Source organism: Petralouisia muris (assembly GCF_004793545.1).
In the GTDB taxonomy this organism is placed as follows: Bacteria; Bacillota; Clostridia; order Lachnospirales; family Lachnospiraceae; genus Petralouisia; species Petralouisia muris.
Genome location: NZ_SRYA01000034.1, coordinates 26852 through 46829 on the forward strand (window position 1 = coordinate 26852; position 19978 = coordinate 46829).

Sequence of the window (19978 nt, forward strand, 5' to 3'; positions counted from 1 at the left end):
CCTCCTTATCAGCCACCTAACAGTGAAGAAAGTGAATTTGTCTGAGATTGCAGTTTTGCTAATGCAGTCTCCATAGCTGAGAATTTCTTATAATAGTAATCTTCCATATCTTTCAGTTTATCTTCCCATTTCTTAATGGTCTTCGTGTACTCATCGTACTCGCTCTGCATCTGTTTATCATTATAAACCTTGTAAACACTGCTTAATGTAGTGGTTCCCATCTTCTCATGCAGATTATCATACACACTGGTAGCAAGCTGAGTGAAAAATCCTGCAACTGCATCGGGATCTTCCTCAATCATCTTACGCAGCTGATCCTCATTGGAAGAAGAAACAGAATCGTCCGCATCGCCGTCAATGTGGTATGCATAGGACTCATTTTCTGCGGAATTAAAATAACCTGCCGTCTTAATTCCAAAGGATGCAAGACTGTAATTCTTACCATTTACTTCAAACACTTTAGACATATGGGAAGACATTCCGCTCATTACGGAACGCAGGGTATCATCCCTTCTCAAAATGGAATCCTTAATCTTTGTCTCCCACTTCTCTACTTCCTTATCAGACATAGCGTCTTTCTCATCGTCTGTCAGCGGCTCATACCCCTTAGCAGTAGGCGCATTGTAAGCTGCCTCCATGGCGTTCATTACTTCGTTGTATTCCTTCAGGAAGTCTTTCACCATGTTATAAATGCCATCTACGTCTGTTGATGTACTGATTGTCATCTCATCGCTGATGCCTGTAGCTGTAATATTCAATCCATTGATGGAGAATTTATTGCTTTCACCGGTAAAGGTTGCGCCGTTCAGCACAATTTCTGCGTTTTCAGCATCATCTTTATTGGCAAACACTGTACCCTCTGCCGGAGTAACATTCAAATCTTTATAATTCTGCTCTGTTGCCAGTCCAAGGCTGTTCAGCACGTTTAAGGATGCCTGATCTTCCACTACAAAATTAAAGTCATGGCTCACGCCAGTCTCTGAAGAAGCCAGGAAAAATCTCTGCTGATTTGCATCAAAATTCGCTGTAATTCCCTGTTCACTTAAGGCTTTCGTAAAATCCTTTACTGTCATGCCAGACGTAACTTCTACGGTCTTTGTCTCTCCGCCCACTTTCAGCTTCAGGGTACCGCTGGAAATACCCAATTTCGACAATTCCGTACTCGTTGTAATCTTCTCGCCGTCAGAAGCCTTCAGCTCCCGTCCAGTCAAATAACCAGCCTTAGCAAGCTTATTCACTTTCAGAGTCTGAGTTCCGTTGACTACGCTGGAAGATGCCGAAACTGTTGCTTTCGAGCTGTCTGAAACTGTTGTGACCTTCTTATTGGTAAAGTTACCAACACGGCGCATATTAGACAGAGATTTACTATAGAAATTGTAAATCTTGGTATTCATCTCTTTCCATGCATCCTGCTTCCAGGAAAGCTTGGTCTGCGCCTTCTTGTATTTATCCTGTTTCGTACGGTATGCTGATACCAGTTCCTGTACAATGGAATCTGTATCAAGACCTGAATTCAATCCGGAAATCCTAATTGCCATTTCTCTTCCTCCTATCCCCGTTCATCTATCATAATGCCGGCTAATTCCCATACTTTTGCTATCATATCCAGTGTTTCCTCTGGCGGGAACTCCCGGATTACTTCTTTGGTTCCCTTATCCACTACCTTAATGGTTACCCGGTTGGTTGCATCGTGAATGCCGAAAATCACTTCCGAATTCTTCGCCTTCCGGTTTATTTCTTCCACTGCACGCTTCATGCCGCTCTTTTTCTTCATTTCGTTGGAGTCCACTGGGTTCTGCTTCTCTTCTTCCGATATCACCGGACTGTCTGAAACTGCCGTCCTGGGCGCTGCCTTTTTCTCTGTCTTCGGCACTGCAGAACTTATCACGGGCTCCTGCTTTACTGCTGTTTCTAGCTTTACAGCCACCTCCGGCCCACTTCCCTGATAAGGCACGGATGGCGTATTCACCTTTCGAACTTCCATATAATCACCTCCATGTGAAACCTGACCGATATTTTTTCTTTTATATATATCGACCATCTGGCGGAAAAAATTAAGAACCATCATTTATATTATAAAATTTCCTTCAAGGCCGCAAGGCTGGCTGCCGACGACGCTGCCTCGTTTTCTTTCTGAATCTGAAGATATACTTCCTTTCGATATACGGGAACCTCTTTGGGTGCGCTGATTCCAATTTTTACCTGGTCCCCGCGCAGCTCCAGAATACTGATTTCAATATCATTATTTAAAATGATGGATTCTCCTTTTTTTCTGGTTAATGCCAGCATTCTATTCACCCGCCTTTTCTTTTTTTGCCTGCAAAATCTCGTAGATCGCAAATTTCACCGGAAAATCATCTTCTACAATGACCTGATGCGCTTTCCGTTCATCTGCATTAATTACTATGGGCGCTTTCAAGTTCACACTCAGCTTCGTGATATCTTCTGTTGCTGTTACTGTCACCAGAACATAAGTATTTTCTTCTGTAAGATTTCCCAGATGCTTTATCACTTCATCCTCTACCTGGGGATTATAATCTTCCTTTACTAACAGGGGGTCCATAACCGGCAGGGCAAACGCCGGCTCATCCAGGGACTGGAGCCAGGAAATTCCTTTCCTGGTTCCGTCTTCTCCCTCATCATATACAAGTATAAATTTCTGGCAGTCGGGAAATCCAATAATTCCTTTTTCAAAGAAAATTATCTTCTCTTCCTCTACCTCTATCTCTCCAAATAATCTGGTCTCTAACTGCATGCCTTTCCTCCTTACAGATAATTCAGCAGAGTCTGGCCGTTTGCTTTCGCGGACGCCTGCAGGGACGCCTGATACGCGTTATACGCTGCCGTATATTCAATGATTATATCAGACAGTTCCATATCTTCATTTCTGGACTTGAGCTGTTCAAAGGTTGCCTGCTGGCTGGACATTCTGTTTTCTGTCAGCTTCAGGCGGTTTTCACGGCTTCCCAAATCTGTTCTGGCCAGTTTTACCCGGTCCATATGATTCTGGAACTTGGTAATTCCACTGGCAAACATCTTCTGCATATTGTCATCTGCATAAACAGCTTCCTTCTCAGCTGCTTCTATCCATTCTTTCAGCTTTTCCTGAGAAGCCTCATCGGAATACTGATGCTCCTGCTGCATCGCTTTCAGCTTCTCTACTTTATCATGGGCTGCAATGGATGCCTGAACGGCATTGGTGATATCATCCACATCACGGCCTATGTTGGCGTCTAATACGTTGCTGGCCTGCGTGTTTACCGTCAGCTGCTGGTTAAAGGCAACGGTGAATTTGATTTCCTGGTTTTCTTTTACATAGGTGAGTTCCTTGTTGGGGTCGGTGATGTTCTTGCAATCGAAATAGTGTTCGGGCCTTACTTCGCCTTCATCGAAGCCTTGCTTCTGGTAGGTGATGCTGAGCTGCATTTTTTCGCTGTTGATGTGGTTGGCAAGATCTGCTCCTAACACTAATTCTCCTGTCTCTTTAAAAAATATTGCCTGATTATCTCCAACCTGGCATCCTCCTTCTACCCAAGCATCATAGGACATGCCTGTCTCTAATGATGCAAAAGTCATAGCCCCACCTGATTGCAACATCATATCTGTAAACTTCTGAGGATCGCCGTTAGCATCTATATATGTGAGATTATCCGGATTCAAATCCTCAAGCCCCTCATAAGACAAACGAATCCTATTAATCACATGCTCCTCAGGCATATCTCCAACCGCCACGCCTGGCTGCACTTCTGCGGATGTATTAGGCACCGTCACAAGATTACTGTAATACCGCTTCTCTTCTATATTCTCATAAGAAAGAGGCTCCGTAATCTCATATTTAATATCCTTATCCTCTTCCAGGAATGTAAGCTGGCTGTTGGTTTTATATCCGGTAAACACCGTTCTTCCGGCACAGTCCGTATTTCCTTCCGCATATACCTGCTCCCGCAGGGAACGCAGATCTTTCAGGATCGCTGCACGGTCTTCCTGGGTCTTAACATCTGTAGATGCATCCACACATTTGGTATAAATATCTCTCAGTATATCTTCCATATTCTTCAGGGCGCCTTCTGTCACTTCAAACCAGGACTGGGCGTCCGGTATATTTCGCTCATAATACTGGTTCAGCTCGCTTAAGTTGCTTCTGAGACGGAGAGCACGGATTGCGATAATAGGATCATCCGAGGGACGGATAATTTTCTTCTGTGTTGTCATCTGTGTATTCAGCGTATCAACATTTACCTTGTTGTTGTTCATATTCTTCATGCTGTTTCTGCTGATCATGCTGTTGGTTACTCTCATCATGGCTGTGCCTCCTTCTATACGCCGGTTTCCAGAATCAGACGGTCATACATCTCTGTCATAGTCTGTATCATTCTGGACGCCAGATTATATGCATTCTGAAACTTCAACATGTCAAGGGCCTCTTCATCCTCGTCTACGCCGGAAATTGACATCCGTTTCTGAATAATTGTTTCATTGATATTGGTATAACTCTCCAGAAAATTCTTCGCTTTCTGCGTATCCACTGTGTTATCGCTGATCAGGCACGCCAGGAACTGATCGGCGCCCACTCCCCGGAACATAGTCACTTCACTCTTCAAGGTGAGCATTTTCTCTACAATATCCTGACTGGCTACGTCATCTTCCAAATCGCTCTGATACATGGTTACCAGTAAACGGGGATCCAGTTCCAGATCTTTATCTACTTTCACACTGGATGCTGTCAGCAGATAATAATAGTTGCCAGTGGAAGTCATAGTGTCATCCATATCCTGCATTCCATGATAGCCGTCAAAATTATATTCCGTCCCGTCTGTAGGATCTTTCGCCACAAAGAAAGACTTTCCTTCATTCCCGTTCAGATCTACTCCTGACTTGTGTATCAGGTTAAACTGCTTCGCGAATTCCCGGATAAAATTATTGGCCTGAGCCTGATAATACGGAACTCCCATGGCGTCAATATTGCTTCCTATCACTGCGCTCCGGTTATTCATTGCATTCTGCTCTTCCACAGAAAGAGTTGTCTTCAACTGGAATTCATAGGTCTGAGTCTCAGCATTATAAGTAAATCCGGAATAAGCAAAATTCTTATTGCCCAGCGTAATCACGCCCTCAGAAGGCATGGTCATTCCATTAATTGAAGTAATACTTGGATTCTTAACGCTTACAATACTTCCGCCGTTTCCTGCTGTAAAGGAATCGATTCTCCCCTGAAAAGCCTCATTATTATTGCCATCGCGGATATCAAACAACGCCTTCAGCCTTCCGGTGCAATTTTTCCCGGATGCGTTGAATTCCATGCCAGTATGGCTCCAGCGAATCTCGTACAATCCCTCTGCGTCAGACTGGTTAACTTTATAATTTCTTGCCTGGCATTCCAGTGTATTATATTCAAAGTTCTCAACCAGGGTCTGGCCGTTGATTTTCAGCACATAATTGGTAGCTCCTGTATACACATCCGGATAATTGCTATTGGCTACCGGCGATTCTATCACTTCCACCGGCACAAGCTCTGAAAGCTGATCTACCAATAACGCCCGCTGATCTCTCAGTTCATTGGCATTGGTTCCCTGAAGCTCAATTACATTAATCTGCTTATTCAGCAAAGCAATCTTCTGTCCAATCGAATTAATATTCGCCACCTGAGCAGCAATTTCCTGGTTAAAATCCTCCTGAATTCTGGTAAGCCCTACATTCATACTGTTGAAAAAGTTAACAAAATTCTGGGATTTACTGATAAAGGCTTTCCTGGCGTCCAGACTTTCCGGCGTCTTCTGCAAATCCTCCATGGCTGAAAACATTTCGTTCAAAATAGTTGTAAAGCCTTTGGCAGAATCATCGTCCAGCAAAAAATCCTCGATCTGCTGCATTCCGTAGAGTTTTGTATCATACATGCCAACCCTGGCGTTATTCTCCCAATATTTTACATCATAATAGAAATCACGTTTCTGTATAATCTCCGTAGTAGTTACGCCGCTGCCCACCATTCCGTAACGCTGATTGGTGCGCAGAGCCTCTGCTGCCACCCTGACAGCCTCCTGCCTGGTATAACCCTTGGTATTCACATTGGAGATATTATTTGCAACCGTATTGGTGGCTGCATGAAAAGAATTTAAAGCGGATCCCGCTATGGTTAATCCAAAAAATGTTGATGGCATAATTCCCTCCTATTTACAGCCGCGTTACAAGATGCTCCAGCATCTCAGAAATTACATTGATAAACCGGCTGGCTGCATTATACGCACTCTGGTATTTAATCATGTTCTGCAATTCTTCATCAGAAGACACTCCGAAGACCTGCTGTCTGCTGTTCTCAATACTGGCTACTTCTCCCTCCAGATCCGTGGCAAGACCTCCGAACACATCTCCTTTTGCACCAATTCCATTTATCATTCTCTGGTAATATTCTTTAAAAGAACAGGGATTGGTATCATTGGCGTTCACCGTATATTTCTTTTCCTCCCAGAGATTTACCAGCTTATGGGCCAGATCCCAGTCCGGATCTCCATTCTTATCCAAATGAGGAAGCCCTGATTCGATTTCCAGCAAATCGTGATTCACGGTAACCCCCTGTGTGGTATACATTTTAGAGGTATCCTGAGGATCTTCCTCATTGTAGACATAATAAATCTTTCCTGTTCCCTGTTCCGTTACAGCCGTATATCGATCGCATCCCCGTCTGGTAAACAGTTCCCGGCCAGGCTTTTCCCCATCCTGACCCAGGCAGGCATTCTCTTCATCCCATACCCGTACGTCTGTGTACCTGGTTCCATCTGTGGCTGTAAAGCTTGCTGTGGTGGTAGGACTGAACACATCATTAATTGCAGTTATAATTTCATGAATCATCTGATCCAGTTCTGCCTCCGCCGAAACCATAACTGACATTCCTGCCCCATTGTTGTATTTATCCGCCGAAACGCCTGTAACATCCCGGTAATTGCCGATTTTCTCTCCTCTGGTAAGCACCAGCGCCTTTAACTGACCAATATCTGTATTCAATTCTGGCGAAATGTCCACATTATAGTCAAACATAGGCGTATATTTTCCTCTGGCCATATCGGACAACTGAGGCCAGATAGGAGTTACAAAACCTGTAATTTCATCGGTAATGGTTCCAATCTCAAATACATGCACTTCATCCAGAAACTCTACATTTTCCAATCTGACCCGAACCGCTCCATTGACATCCTCCCGGACGTCTATTTTCGCCAGAGCGGAAAGTTCATCTAACGCATTGTCTCTCTCATCCCTCAAAGTCATGGCTGTCTCTATGCCGCCGGACTCAATTCTCATAATCTCCTGATTCAGTTCCTGAATCGTATGCCCCAGCTCATTGATACGGTCAATGCCTTCCCGAATCTTAATATTGATTCTCTTCTGGTACTCCTTCATATTCTGATAAATACCCTGGGAGCGTTCAATAAACAATGTAGCCTTCTGAACAACCAAATTCTGATTTACTTCTTCATTCGGTCCCTTCGACAATTCTTCAAAAGAATCCCAGAAATCCTCCAGTACATTCTGATACTGCATTCCTTCCAATTCCTGAAAAATATCTTCCACATCCTGAACTGCCAGGTAATTTGCCTCATAAAATGCCTGACGGCCATTCTCTCTGCGGTAATATTTATCCAAAAACATATCTCTGGTATGTACCACATCGGCAATGGCAAGACCAAGTCCTGCCTGCTGCTTGCTGATAGCTGCGCTCTTAAATGTGACATAGCTTCTGTCTGCAAACAGCACCTGCTGCCTTACATAGCCTTTGGTATCCGCATTTGCCAGGTTATTCGCCGTAGTATTCAAGGCGTTCTGGCTGTTCTGCAGCCCGGATGCCCCGATATACAGACTTCCCATTCCATTTGCCATAATTGCTTTCTCCTTCTATTCCGCATCCCTGCCCGAACTGTTACGCATCCCTGCTATGATTCCTGTTCCTAATTCCTCCCTCTTAAAAACTGCGGTAAATTAATTGTTCCTGCTTCTGAACATTAATAGTACGGCAATTCTTACTGCTTGGCGTCAAATCCGCTGCTGCCCAATAAATCTCCTGTATTGTTGGCCCGCTTGTCATAGTTGGCAGTAACCGGCGCCTGCCTCATGCTCTTAAATAGTGTAAGATCAAACTCCGCCATCTCAATTGCATGCTGCAGCAATACCTCGTTCTGATTATTAATCTCAGCCATTTGCTCTAACGTAGCATGCAGCTTCTCCTTCAACTCCTGCAATTGCTGCTGCTCTTTTGGCTGTTTATTTAAAAAGGCTATCATATTAGTAAGCGTCAGTTCCTCTGGCTTCTTACTAAGTACGATAGACATATCATTGACTACTTCTTCTCTTTTCTTTTCCAGATTCTTGAGGACACTTGTTATTTCCTGTTCCCGACTGGTAATTTCCTCAAGAGCGGGGATATTTCCGTCAATTATGATCTGTCTCTTTTCTCGGGACAATTCTGTTAGGCGTTCATATTCCCCGTTCTCTTTCTCCAATACATCCATAAAATCTTCCATTAAGCTGGCCACGTGAAAACCTCATTTCTAAAAATATGCTTCATATTTTTCTAACAGTTTCGCTGCAAAATCTCCAGCTTCCACTTTATAATTCCCGGATGCAATACTGCTCTTTAAAGCAGCAACTTTATCATTCCGGATGTCAGGCGCCTCTGCCACTGCCTGTTTCGCAACCTGATAATCTCTGCCGGCCCTGGAAATCTCTACCGCATCTTTCTTCCCTGCGCTTCCGCTGCCTTTAACCCTGGAAGCTTTGCTGGTGTTGTATGCCTGGCTAATTTGATTATATGCTTCTATACGCATAAAGGCATCTCCTTTCTTCTCTGTAAATTACAGTTTATAGAAACAGTATTACCTGTTTGCTGATTACTTATCTATTTTATTTATCGGTTGTTTAAAAAGAAACTTTAGGAAATATTGGGAAAGAATGACCAGAAATAGACTATACGACTGCCGCAATCAGCAATTTGTTTCCAACAGCCACTTCTTTCACTCCTATTTCTTTCTTTTTATTGAAATTAAAACTAAGCATGTTTGTTATATGAATTTCCATGCCATATTTTCATTTCAATAATGCTCTGCTCCCCACGATAATAAATCACTAAGTCCATCCGCTCATTATTCCTTGTCCGTGATTCCACACTGCAATTTCCCACTCCATTGATAAAAACTACCGGCTTGTCTACCTGTCAGGAATACAGGCGCCATTAATATTAAAAACCCTTGTCATTTTCTATGCTCTCCTTTTCAAAAAAGGCATTGCCAATGCCTGCGCCATTACGCAAGTATGCAATGCCTTTTCTTATAATCTATTCTGTATCTGCGCTCTTTCTCTTTTTACTGATTACCAAATAACCTCCTGCAAAGAACACGCCGAGACAAAGCACATATCTTGCATCAAATGCAACTCCTGTCTTCGGAGTTCCGCTTCCCACTTGTGCAGTGCCCATATTTCTGGAAACAGAAGTCCGGGAACCGGCGCTTGTGCCTCCGCCACTGCCTGTCTGTGTGGATCCGCCAGTACTGCCGCCACCGCTGCCGCCAGTGCCAGGAGTAGGCGTTGGCGTTGGCGTGCTGCCGGGGCTGGGCGTCGGAGTAGGCTCATCTGTTGGCTCCGGAGTGGGAGTAGGCGTCGGAGTAGGATCTGCCCCAACTGTTCCGATACTCTCAAAAATGTAACCGTTCTCATCTGCAAATTTCTCTGCCTGGGAACCTGTGTATCCCCGGATTACATCTGGCGTCCAAGATGACTGAGAACCAATGGAAGTGGTATTGGGCAGAATCGTTACTGCTTTAATTCCGCTTCCGGTAAATGCGTCCACCTCAATCGTAGTTACAGAGGCCGGTACATCCAAACTATATACATAAGGGCAGTCACTGAATGCCGAAGAAGCAATCGAAGTCATGCTGTCCGGCAATGTCAAAGAAGACTTCCCAATCGGGCAATACAAAAGCTGTGTCAGACTGGTATCATATACTGCACCATCAGAAGAAGCATAACTTCCATTTCCGCTTTCCACATTAACCTCCGCCAGGTTGCTGCAGCCATCAAAAGCGCTGAAATCTATGGAAGAGACAGACGCTGGAATACTGATGCTCCCGATTCCGCTGCAGTTTCCAAATGCCTGGGAACCGATGCTTCCCACAGATCCCGGAATATTAATGCTGCCAAGGCTGCTGCAGCCATATAAGGTCAATTCCGGAATAGAGGACATTCCGCCGGAAAGACTAACAGAAGTCAAACCGCTGCACCCTGCCAGAACTCCGCTTCCCATAGAGGATACCGAATCTGGAATATTAATCTCAGACAGTCCTACACAATTGTTAAAGGCACTGCTTCCAATCTCTGTTACAGACCCTGGAATACTAATGCTTCCAAGACTTCCGCAGCCATTAAACGCCTGTGCTCCAATTGAGGTTACGCCATCTGGAATATTAACAGAACCCAAACTGCTGCAGCCGTCAAAGGTCTCTGAACCAATTGAGGTCAGACCTGCCGGCAATTCCACGTATCCAAGGGAGGAACATCCATAAAAAGCTCCGCCGCCAAGGCTTACTGCTCCGCCGAACACTGCATTGGTCAATCCAGTACAGCCGGAAAATGCATAGCTTCCTACGCTGGTAACATTTGCTGGAATCGTTACGCTGGAAATACTTGTATTTCCGGCAAAAGCATAATCTGCAATTGCTGTTACAGAAGCTGGAATACTGACATCTCCGCCAGGTCCATTATAACCTGTAATGGTACTTCCTTCCATAATAAACGCACTGACATCTTCCTCCGCCATAGCCGGCAGTGCCGGGGACAGCGCGAAGGTTAAGGCCAGTATCAATATTACATTGAAACATTTGCCAAATAATTTCTTCATTCTCTTGTCCTCCTTGAAAACTGGTATATGTGCCGTTATGGCGAGCACTTCTTTGCCAGTAAAACTAACCTTCCATCTTCTGTATAATTATTGCAGGTTGAAAGTGTCAATAATCTATCTCCATACGAGGCGTCCAAATCCCCGTCCATTATATTCATTTTCTTCATATTTTTCAGAAAACTATTGAAGTTCTCTTCATTTCCTGCATTGATAAAATCATAATAACGGAATCCTTCTTCTCCCTCTGCAGGCACTTTCGCCAGGCACACTGCTATGATTTCATACTGTGCCTTCTCATAAATTGTATTGAACTGAATAGTCTTGTGCTCCTGGAAGAATGCGGGATCCAAATAATTCTTCAATTCTCCGAACATCATACCGCTCTTCATGTTATGTCCATATACAATCAGATTGTCATCCTGCTGTTCATAATCATTCCTGGAATCCAGAAAGATTGACCCATTAATGTCCTCTTCCCCATCGTAGTTATGGGTCAGATAAAAATCACTGCTCTCCGGCACAGCCTGCATCACCGGATAATCAATACTTGTTCCCGGTATGCTAAGCCATCCAGAAAAATCTGAATTCTGCTCATACAACTGCCGATATTCCCGTAAAACTTCTGGGCCTTCCGGCTTCTCCACTGTTTCCTGCGACAATTCTGCCCCATATACGTTGTTATCTACAGTTCCAGACTGAGCCAGAACAGGCTCCTCTTCCTCTTCTCCATTTAATGCTTCCAGAAATCGGGCGGAGAGCCAGTCTGACGCAGCGGAAATCTCCTGTTCATCCTTAATTCTTTCCAATTCTCTGGTCTTCTGCTGATCATGCAGTTCACTTCCCAGAAAGACCAGAAAACACACTACTGCACCTGTCATACAGATGGCGCCTACCACCTGACCAGGCGACAGCTGCTTTATCTTACGTGCCATCCGGTCAGTGAAGGTGGTCCTGGAAATGGTCTTATAATCTTCTGCCACCATATCCGAGAGATAGAGGAGGTAATCATCCCCAATCACACTTTTAAATATGATCTTTCCTTCCCGTATCAGTGAATAAAGCTTCTGGGCCACTCCAGTTTCATTGATATCCATTTTCTTGGAAATATATCTGATTTTCTCTATGTCATCCAGAGCTTCCTGATATTTTTCATAGGAATCAAACTGAAATTTTCCAATGCAATATACTCTGCCCATGATATCAACTCCCATCCTTCTCTGCTTCTTTTACTTGTTTCTTTGTTTATTTCTTAGCTTTGACCGACTTCACAGCGGAATAGCTGCTGTAATAATTCTTCTTGTCAATTTTCTTGCATACGCGGATCTTGTAATAATACTTCTTGCCGCCTGTTGCTTTCTTATCAGTATACGAGGTTTTCTTCGTTGTTGCAAGCTTTTTATACTTTCCTTTCTTGCTGGTGCTTCTGTAAACCTCATACTGAGTTGCTCCTGATACCTTCTTCCACTTCACTGCAACCTGTTTCTTCTTAGAAGATTTCAAGCTCTTAATCTTCGTGGAATTGGGCGCTGTCACTGCTTTCACACTTGCAAATGGACCATAATAATACTGTCCGTCTTTGTTGACATATGCTCTTACCCGGAATGTCTGTGAGGTTCCTGCCTTCAATTTTGAAACCGTTGCCTTGACAGTGGTTGGCTTATTCACCCTTGCTGCCCGTCTGTTGCCGGAATTGTAAATCTCATATCCGCTGACCACATCATTCTTGGTCCAGGAAAGAGTGACACTCTTATTCGTATACTTTGAAACCTTAACGCCAGTAATTTCCGGAACTTTAATATTGTAATTTACTGTTTGGGTTCCGGTATAATTTCCTTCTCCCTTGATAATCACGCTTGCCATTCCCGGAGTTGCACTGTTGACGTATACCACGCTGTAGTCCGTACCCTTCTGCAATGTCGTATTACCGCTGGTAACAGTGATCGGCGGATTCTGCTCTTTTCCAGTGTAAATCTGATCGCTGATAGGACTTACGGTTGCCCTTCCTAACTGCTGAGGACTAATCTGGAACGTTGTCTTTGTGCCTCCGGTGTACTTGCCCTTACCAGTAATGGTAATGGTTGCTGTTCCTGCATTTACATTCTCAGAATATGCAATGTCGTAGTCCACTCCGCTGACCAAAAGGTTGCCGTCATCTTCCACTCTGACCGGAGGAGTAATGGCTGCGCCTGTGTAGGTGTAAACAGCTGCCACGCCCCGGATGGAGGTTTCTGCTGATAATTCTCTTGCAATGTCAAAATTCACAGTTTTTGTTCCGAAATACCAGTCTTCTGTACCTGTAATGGTAATGGTGGCTGTTCCGCGATCTACGTTATTGCTGTATTCCACGCGGTAATCTGTGCCTTCCACCATTGCTTTTCCACCAATGCTTACCTGAGGAACCGGCGTCACAGGACTTCCGGTATAATCCTGGGTAGGAATAGGAGCCACATCTACCATATTCATGTTTCCATGGATGCGGAACTTCGTTTCAATGGTGCCTGTATAGTTGCCGATACCGGTAATGGTGGCTGTCGCTTCCCCTACCATGGTATTGTTTACGGCAGTTACCCGGTAATCTGTTCCCTGTATCAGAGTAACTGGATTGTTGGTTTCTTCTCCTTCCCTTACCGTTGGCTGGCTGGAAGGCTGGAACTTAAGCTCTACGCCTGGAACAATCGGCCTGCCACCGTACCACTGAGGTTCAATGCTGTTCAATTCCATGGCACTGTCTATCACGCCTTCTGAACCGATGCTCTTGGGTGTAATGGTAAAGCGTGCAGCTGCCTGCTTATTCTGCTCTGCAAAATAGCCCAAGCCTTTGGCAATGACTACTGCGGTATCCACACCTGCATTGATGATATTGTCATATTCCAGTACATAATCTGTACCTTCTATTAACTGAATCGATAATTCTTCGTCTACATCAAGGAAAACCTTTACTTCTGGTTTAATTGGTGCATTTCTAAATTCCTGAGGCTGAATTTCTTCTATCCGGAAATCACCCTCTGGCGGATACATCCGGAATGATACTTCACGGCTTCCGGTATAGTTGCCAATTCCTCGTATTGTAGCTACTCCCGGCACATTAATTCCTGCTTCACCAGTGTAGGGATCCACTGTGTAGTCTACACCCAATTCAAGCTTTGTACCGTCTTTTGCCTGAACCTGGAACTCTGGAACAACTTCCTCGCCTTCTCTGTAAATTGCCCTTCCGCTTGCATCAATATCTTCTGCATTGGCAATATCCTCTGGAAGAATATTAAAAGTAATCCGATTAGTTCCGCCAAATCCTCCGATACCAGTCAGAATAACGGCAGGTTTCTCCTCTTCAACTTCTATTGCTGTACTTGCATTTACATTATTTTCATAAGCCACCGTGTAATCTGTGCCTTCTGTAAGCGTATTTCCACCGAAGGTTACTGTAAGTTCCGGCTCTTTCGCTGTTCTGTCAAATGTCTGGTTCTGTTCGAACTCAACTCTTACACCTGAGCCTGAAATCGGCTGAGGAATAATAGAGAAATAGAATGTCGCCTGACCCTCATAATGGTCTCCGATTCCTTCCACTGTTACACTGGCTTTAGCATCTCCTTCTGACAGTTTATCATTGTTCTTCCACTCTACAATCCTATAATCCTTATCTTTTATCAATCTTCTGTTTGCAGCATTAGACGTATAGCCATCTGTTCCTATCTTCTTGAAATCGTTATTATAGATTTCAAAGGGCGGTTCCATGGCTGAACCATTATATACATAAGCATTTTCATACGGTTCATCATTTATAACATCTCCGCCAAATACCAACGTTATGCCGCTCTCAGGATCTGAGAAGTTCTTTTTGATAATATTATAATACCGTGTAATCACTCCTTTATAGCAATCAATTCCGCGCACGACAACGGTAGGTCTGAACTCTTCCACATCATCTTCACTGCCAATTCCAGTATTATTCTTACTGATTTCTGTTGCGTTGCCCTGATTCGCTGATGTAATGATTTCGAAGTCTTCTCCTTCTTTCAATATTTTCGGTTCCGGATCTCCTTCGCACTGCATACCTGAGCGGTCTTCAAAAATCAATTCCGGATATACCGGGTCCACGCCATAGTAAACATCATGGTCATAATTTAATGTCATATACTCCGGCGGATTATTATTAACATCTTCAATCGATGCCATAATCTTGAATATCTTATCGTAACGGCCCTCATAGTTACAATACTCTTCTTCAAGAGCACGAATATAAACAGTTGCGTCTCCGATCCTTGCATTATGCTCATATCCAACAGCAAAATCTTGACCTTCTATCAGTCCTGTTTCTGTACTGTTCTCTCCTTCACACCAGGTAACTGTCAGTGCACTTTTCCCCTCTTCTACCAGAGAATCAAATCTAATATAATCACGGATATAATCACATTCCCAGAAACCGGTTTCTGCGTTTTCTTCTCCCAGATACCCTGTAGAGCCGCTGGCGCCGCCTGGAGGCGCGATTCTGTCATTTCTAATTTTTATAAATGTATCTACCGTTTCCTCCGTTATCTGCCTCGGATTAATCTTAAATTCTTTGATAAATTCTCCATAATAGTTTCCATCGTATGCCTCATCATCATTCCGGCTTGCAGTAACCGTCAAGGTAGGAAGCAGCCTTGTTCCACCCTTAATATCATTCTCCCAGGTATAGACATTGATATTATTCGCAGCTTCTACCTTATAGTCATAAGCTGTTCCTTCCACTGCTGCCGAATCTAACTTGTCAAGAGGCTGTTCCTTGCAATATATCTGCAATTCCGGTTCTATCGCTTCCCCTGTATAGAGATATCCTTCCTCATTCACTCCATCCAGCGACATGTCATTCTCATTGTCCTTTGCCTTGGAAAGATCCCGCTGATAAATCTGGAATTCCTTCCTTCTTTCTCCACAATAATTTCCATTCAGCTCTGTCTGAGTGTCATCGCCTTCGGAAGATGTTCCCGGAGCAACAATTCCGGAAATAATTGCAATTGCCGGAGAACTTCCGTCTTTCGTAGAATTTACTCCTTCGGGAGCTGCAGTAGCATTCTCATAGTTGTCATAGGTCACCTGATAATCTTCACCTTTTTTCAGCAGAAACTTTGTTTCTATTCCGCTTTTGAACCTTACGGTATAATATACTTCTGGTTCCGGCGTATTGGTAATATTCCCGTCAGCATCCTTCGGGCTGTATTCCCAGTCCTGCCCGCCATTCAGTTCCATCGAAACATAATCGCCGGACAAATCTCCTATAATCTGGAAATCCTTTGTAATTGTCCCTGTAAAGTTGCCTTTTCCTGTTACAGTTATTGTAGCAGTCCCGATGGTATTATTTCTTTCATATTTTACAGTATAATCGGTATTAAGCACCAAATTCTTCGCTTCTTTCTGATTGCCTTCCATATCAACTGCTATATAACTTACCTGCAGGTTAGGCCAGATAATTTCGTCCGAATCCTCTTTCATTATTGGTGAATCAGAATCGGTATATTTATCTGCATATTTCTCTCTATCCTTTACCCAGTCCAACACCACACTTGAATCTACGCCTGTAATCTCCACCTTGTCTTCTGCATATGCTGCTTCAAAGTCATAGGCTTCAATGGTGAACTCTTTCTCTATTTCCCCTTCATAATTCTCAGGACTGCCTTTCACTGTCAGCTTCTGAGGACCCACTGTAATTCCTGCCCCTGTGCTTTCATCTGTATTATACTCTACGCTATAATCTGTATCTTGTGTCAATGTCCTCTCGAAATGAGTAATCTCCGGCTTAGGCTCAATGGGAAGCCCGGAATAAATGTAGGTTCCTGCAATGCCAGTTACTCCCTCTGGCAATACAATGTTATACTCATTCTTTACTAAATCATCTGTTGATAAGTTCAGGGGAACAATGTCAAACTCCACTTTCGCTGTATTATAATAATCTCCTGTACCAATAATATCAGCGGTAGCTTTTCCTGTTGTTTCCGTTGTTACATTAATGTTTGTATAGTTCTCAATGGTATAATCTGTCTCATGTGCCAGCGTCGTTCCATTAAATATAACCTCGGTATTTACCGGTTTTACCGGACTTCCTGTATAAGTCTGGGGATGGCCTATAATTTTTGTCAGAGGATCTATCGTATCATAATCACTTAAATCTCCTCTGATCCTGTACGTTAATTCTTTCGTTCCTTTCCAGTTCTTTACTCCTGTGATACGCAGAGTAGCTGTTCCAGGCTTTGTATTATTATTATGGACAATCGTATAATCTCCTGATTGGAAATTATATGAAACATCCTCTCCGTTATCATAACTAATCTTCAGTTCTTTTGTTACAACACCGCCTTCTTTTACTTCAAATTTATAGAAAATCGCACTTAAATCTTGCTCCGTCATTTCAGCAAAATTTTCATCTGTCAGAGATAATCCTGTTGCTGTCACTTTCAAATACTCTGAATCGATACTGCGGGCTTCAATGTCAAATTTTCCGATTGTCTCACCCTCAAAATTGTTCTGTCCGATAATTCTAACTTCTGCACCGCTTTGAGCATTTATCGGAGTGCCAACCGATTCCAAAACATAATCCTCGTCCGCCCTCAGGGTCACTGTCCCTAGATTAATTGTCACTGGCGGCGTAATCACTTTTCCTGTATAAATTACAGGCGAGGTAACTCTAATAGAGGTTCCATCTGTAATATTCCTTTTGGTTATTTCAAATTCTTTGCTAACCGTACCGCTGTAATTACCCGTACCATTAATTTTCATTGTTGCGGTACCAACATTCAGATTATTCTCATAAGCAATATCATAATCTCTGCCTTTTATAAGCGGAGTGGTTGTATTGCCCTGCCTTAAACTCACATTAACACGACTCTGTTCAATCTCTTTTCCTTCATACTTTTTGGAATCTTCAAAGTTGTTCACGATTATATTATCGTCTGTAATCGGCAGCGCCGCTATTGTAAATTTTTTAACAACACTTCCGGTAAAGTTTCCCTTACCTTTTACAGTTACCGTAGCTTCTCCAGCATTTGTATTACCAGAGTATCCATACTCTACCTCTGACGTTGACAAACTCTGATTTTTATAAGTGACTGTGGGAGTCGGCTTATGGGCTGTGCCAGTATACGTATAACTATCCGCCACCTCACTGACAGTAACATCGTTGCCTGGCGCTATACTTCTTGGTTCAATTGTATAGTCTACCGTAACGGTACTGCCTGCCTGTATTTTCCCAGTGCCTGTTGACCTGACAGTAATCGAATGCTTACCTGCATCTGTGTGATTGGTTCTGCTTGAATATTCAACCACATAGTCTGTTCCCTCTGTATAAGATGTACCATCTCCCACTTTAACGCTTACTTGATTTCTTTTAGATTCACGATCATAAGTATATGTTCCCTCAACGCTTACACCAATGCTTTCTAATGTGGGGGAATAAATCTCAAATTCTAAGATCATGGTTCCCACATAACTGCCTATACCATTAATAGTAACCTTGGCTGTACCCTGTCCATTCGCAGCAGTAGGGTATACATAAGTACCTATTGTATAATCTTCATCCAACACTAACGGTTTCTCTTTTCCATAATCAGGATCATACAGCTTAATATCATCCCCTGTAAGTTTCACTGGATTCGAAGCACCCTGATAGGGTTTAGCCGCTATGGGATCTGCCTGTATCTGCTTGCTGACATCATATCCGCCTGCTGCCGCCGTGAGGCTTTTCCTTATTGTAAATTCAACCGGATTACTTTCCAACTGTCCAAACCGTTCTCCTTTACCCAATACATATACTTGAGCTTTAGTATCTCCACGACTGGCCCGATCTGTATTCCTGTATCGGAACTCATACTCTTCCGGTTTTATATCATCAATCCCATCATATGTTACCTTCAATTTCTCTAATTGTTGCTCCGGTAATTCTTGTGTTCTTCCATTGTACACTAATCTCAATGATGACACACTGCCTGTATCATCATTTAATTTAAATTTTTCTTCCTCAATTCTTGTTATCTGATAATTCCCTGTTGCAGTCCCCTTGTAATCTCCATTTCCTGTTACTGTTACTGTTACTGTCTTAGGGCTAGAATCGTTACTTCCCATGTTATTATCACTTAACGTATAATTATAATCTGTTCCGGAATTTAGATTCTTCCCCCCTACTTGCACGGTCATATCTCCAGGCAGAATATTTGTACCGCTGCCCTGCACATATTTCATGTCTTTAACCACCGTTACAATCGCTTGATCTGTAAAATCCATAGGTTTAATTTCAAAGGTTGCCGTTGCCGTTCCAATGCAATTCACACCATCCCCATTAACTGTGACGGTTCCTCCTGTACCTACATGAATATTTTCTCCCCATTCTATTGTATAATATCCCGAATCTATTGTCTGATCAGAATAATCCTTCACCACAATAGTAGGCTCTTTCTTGGTTCCATCATACGTAATATCTGTATCCACAACCTCCACGGTGGCAATTCGCACGGCTTCTGCATGCACTGTAAACCCGGACAAATCCACCATCCCGGCTATCATGCAGACGCTTAACAGCAACGCCATTATCCTCTTCCCAACATCCTTATACATCGCTCATTCCTCCTTGCTTCATCCCACATGCATATTTCGTTCTATCTATATCAATATTATTAATTTTTTTCGGCAATTTTGCCTGTTTATTTAACTGTTTTCACTGATTTTTCAATATTTTCCTGAATTCTTTCTATAAATGCAGTAAAGAATACGAAGAACCACATCCGGAACAGCTTTATCTTTTGTAGTAATGGTAGAACCGTAGCCTGACTGTTCCGGATGCAATACTCCGTTTAGAAATTATAACACATATTTCGCAAGAATGCTATTTTTTTACGGATTTCTTTTATAAATTTTTTAGATTTCCTGAAATTTATGTATAATTTCGGGAAATACAGTACCTTTTTCCTGGATTTTTCTTGTTCACACCCTGAAAATGCACTTTGACAACCCTCTATTTCTATGATAAGATGATGCAAACGAAGTTTCTATATACATTTCCAGCAGATTTCATCTGTATCATTACGTGGACTTCCCACAGAAACCTTGTTTTATATCCAAACTCTTTATTCTTTG

The 19978-nt window shown here is 43.1% G+C and carries 12 protein-coding genes; all 12 read right to left on the minus strand.

Annotation, left to right across the window (positions count from 1 at the left end; genetic code table 11):
- Positions 1-8: 8 nt before the first annotated feature.
- The 12 genes from fliD to E5329_RS16445 all read right to left on the minus strand — a co-directional run bounded on the left by fliD (position 9) and on the right by E5329_RS16445 (position 19459).
- The gene (gene fliD, locus E5329_RS16390) at positions 9-1538 is read right to left on the minus strand and encodes a flagellar filament capping protein FliD (RefSeq protein ID WP_135990551.1); all 1530 of its coding nucleotides are present in this window, start codon (positions 1536-1538) and stop codon (positions 9-11) included.
- 11 nt (positions 1539-1549) lie between these two features.
- Positions 1550-1984: a flagellar protein FlaG gene (locus E5329_RS16395; protein ID WP_135990552.1), complete on the minus strand. Its 435-nt coding sequence runs from the start codon at positions 1982-1984 to the stop codon at positions 1550-1552.
- Positions 1985-2073: 89 nt separating this feature from the next.
- The gene (csrA, locus tag E5329_RS16400) at positions 2074-2289 is read right to left on the minus strand and encodes a carbon storage regulator CsrA (RefSeq protein ID WP_135990553.1); all 216 of its coding nucleotides are present in this window, start codon (positions 2287-2289) and stop codon (positions 2074-2076) included.
- 1 nt (position 2290) lies between these two features.
- Positions 2291-2755: a flagellar assembly protein FliW gene (locus E5329_RS16405; protein ID WP_135990554.1), complete on the minus strand. Its 465-nt coding sequence runs from the start codon at positions 2753-2755 to the stop codon at positions 2291-2293.
- A gap of 11 nt (positions 2756-2766) precedes the next feature.
- Complete coding sequence (flgL, locus tag E5329_RS16410) at positions 2767-4302, minus strand: flagellar hook-associated protein FlgL (RefSeq protein WP_275443369.1); 1536 nt, start codon at positions 4300-4302, stop codon at positions 2767-2769.
- A 14-nt stretch (positions 4303-4316) separates the two neighbouring features.
- Positions 4317-6158 (minus strand): flagellar hook-associated protein FlgK, encoded by a 1842-nt coding sequence (gene flgK / locus E5329_RS16415; protein ID WP_135990555.1) that lies wholly within the window; start codon positions 6156-6158, stop codon positions 4317-4319.
- A 13-nt stretch (positions 6159-6171) separates the two neighbouring features.
- A complete protein-coding gene (flgK, locus tag E5329_RS16420) occupies positions 6172-7869 on the minus strand; it encodes a flagellar hook-associated protein FlgK (protein WP_135990556.1) in 1698 nt (565 codons plus the stop codon).
- 140 nt (positions 7870-8009) lie between these two features.
- A complete protein-coding gene (locus E5329_RS16425) occupies positions 8010-8522 on the minus strand; it encodes a flagellar protein FlgN (protein ID WP_275443370.1) in 513 nt (170 codons plus the stop codon).
- Positions 8523-8537: 15 nt separating this feature from the next.
- Positions 8538-8813 carry a flagellar biosynthesis anti-sigma factor FlgM gene (gene flgM / locus E5329_RS16430; RefSeq protein WP_135990557.1) on the minus strand — a complete coding sequence of 92 codons (276 nt, stop codon included), beginning with the start codon at positions 8811-8813 and terminating at the stop codon, positions 8538-8540.
- Between the two features lie 506 nt (positions 8814-9319).
- Positions 9320-10879 carry a leucine-rich repeat domain-containing protein gene (locus tag E5329_RS16435; protein ID WP_135990558.1) on the minus strand — a complete coding sequence of 520 codons (1560 nt, stop codon included), beginning with the start codon at positions 10877-10879 and terminating at the stop codon, positions 9320-9322.
- 35 nt (positions 10880-10914) lie between these two features.
- On the minus strand, positions 10915-12075 hold the full coding sequence (srtB, locus tag E5329_RS16440; protein ID WP_168356657.1) for a class B sortase: 1161 nt from the start codon (positions 12073-12075) through the stop codon (positions 10915-10917).
- A gap of 46 nt (positions 12076-12121) precedes the next feature.
- On the minus strand, positions 12122-19459 hold the full coding sequence (locus E5329_RS16445; RefSeq protein WP_135990560.1) for a fibronectin type III domain-containing protein: 7338 nt from the start codon (positions 19457-19459) through the stop codon (positions 12122-12124).
- Between the last annotated feature and the right edge of the window lie 519 nt (positions 19460-19978).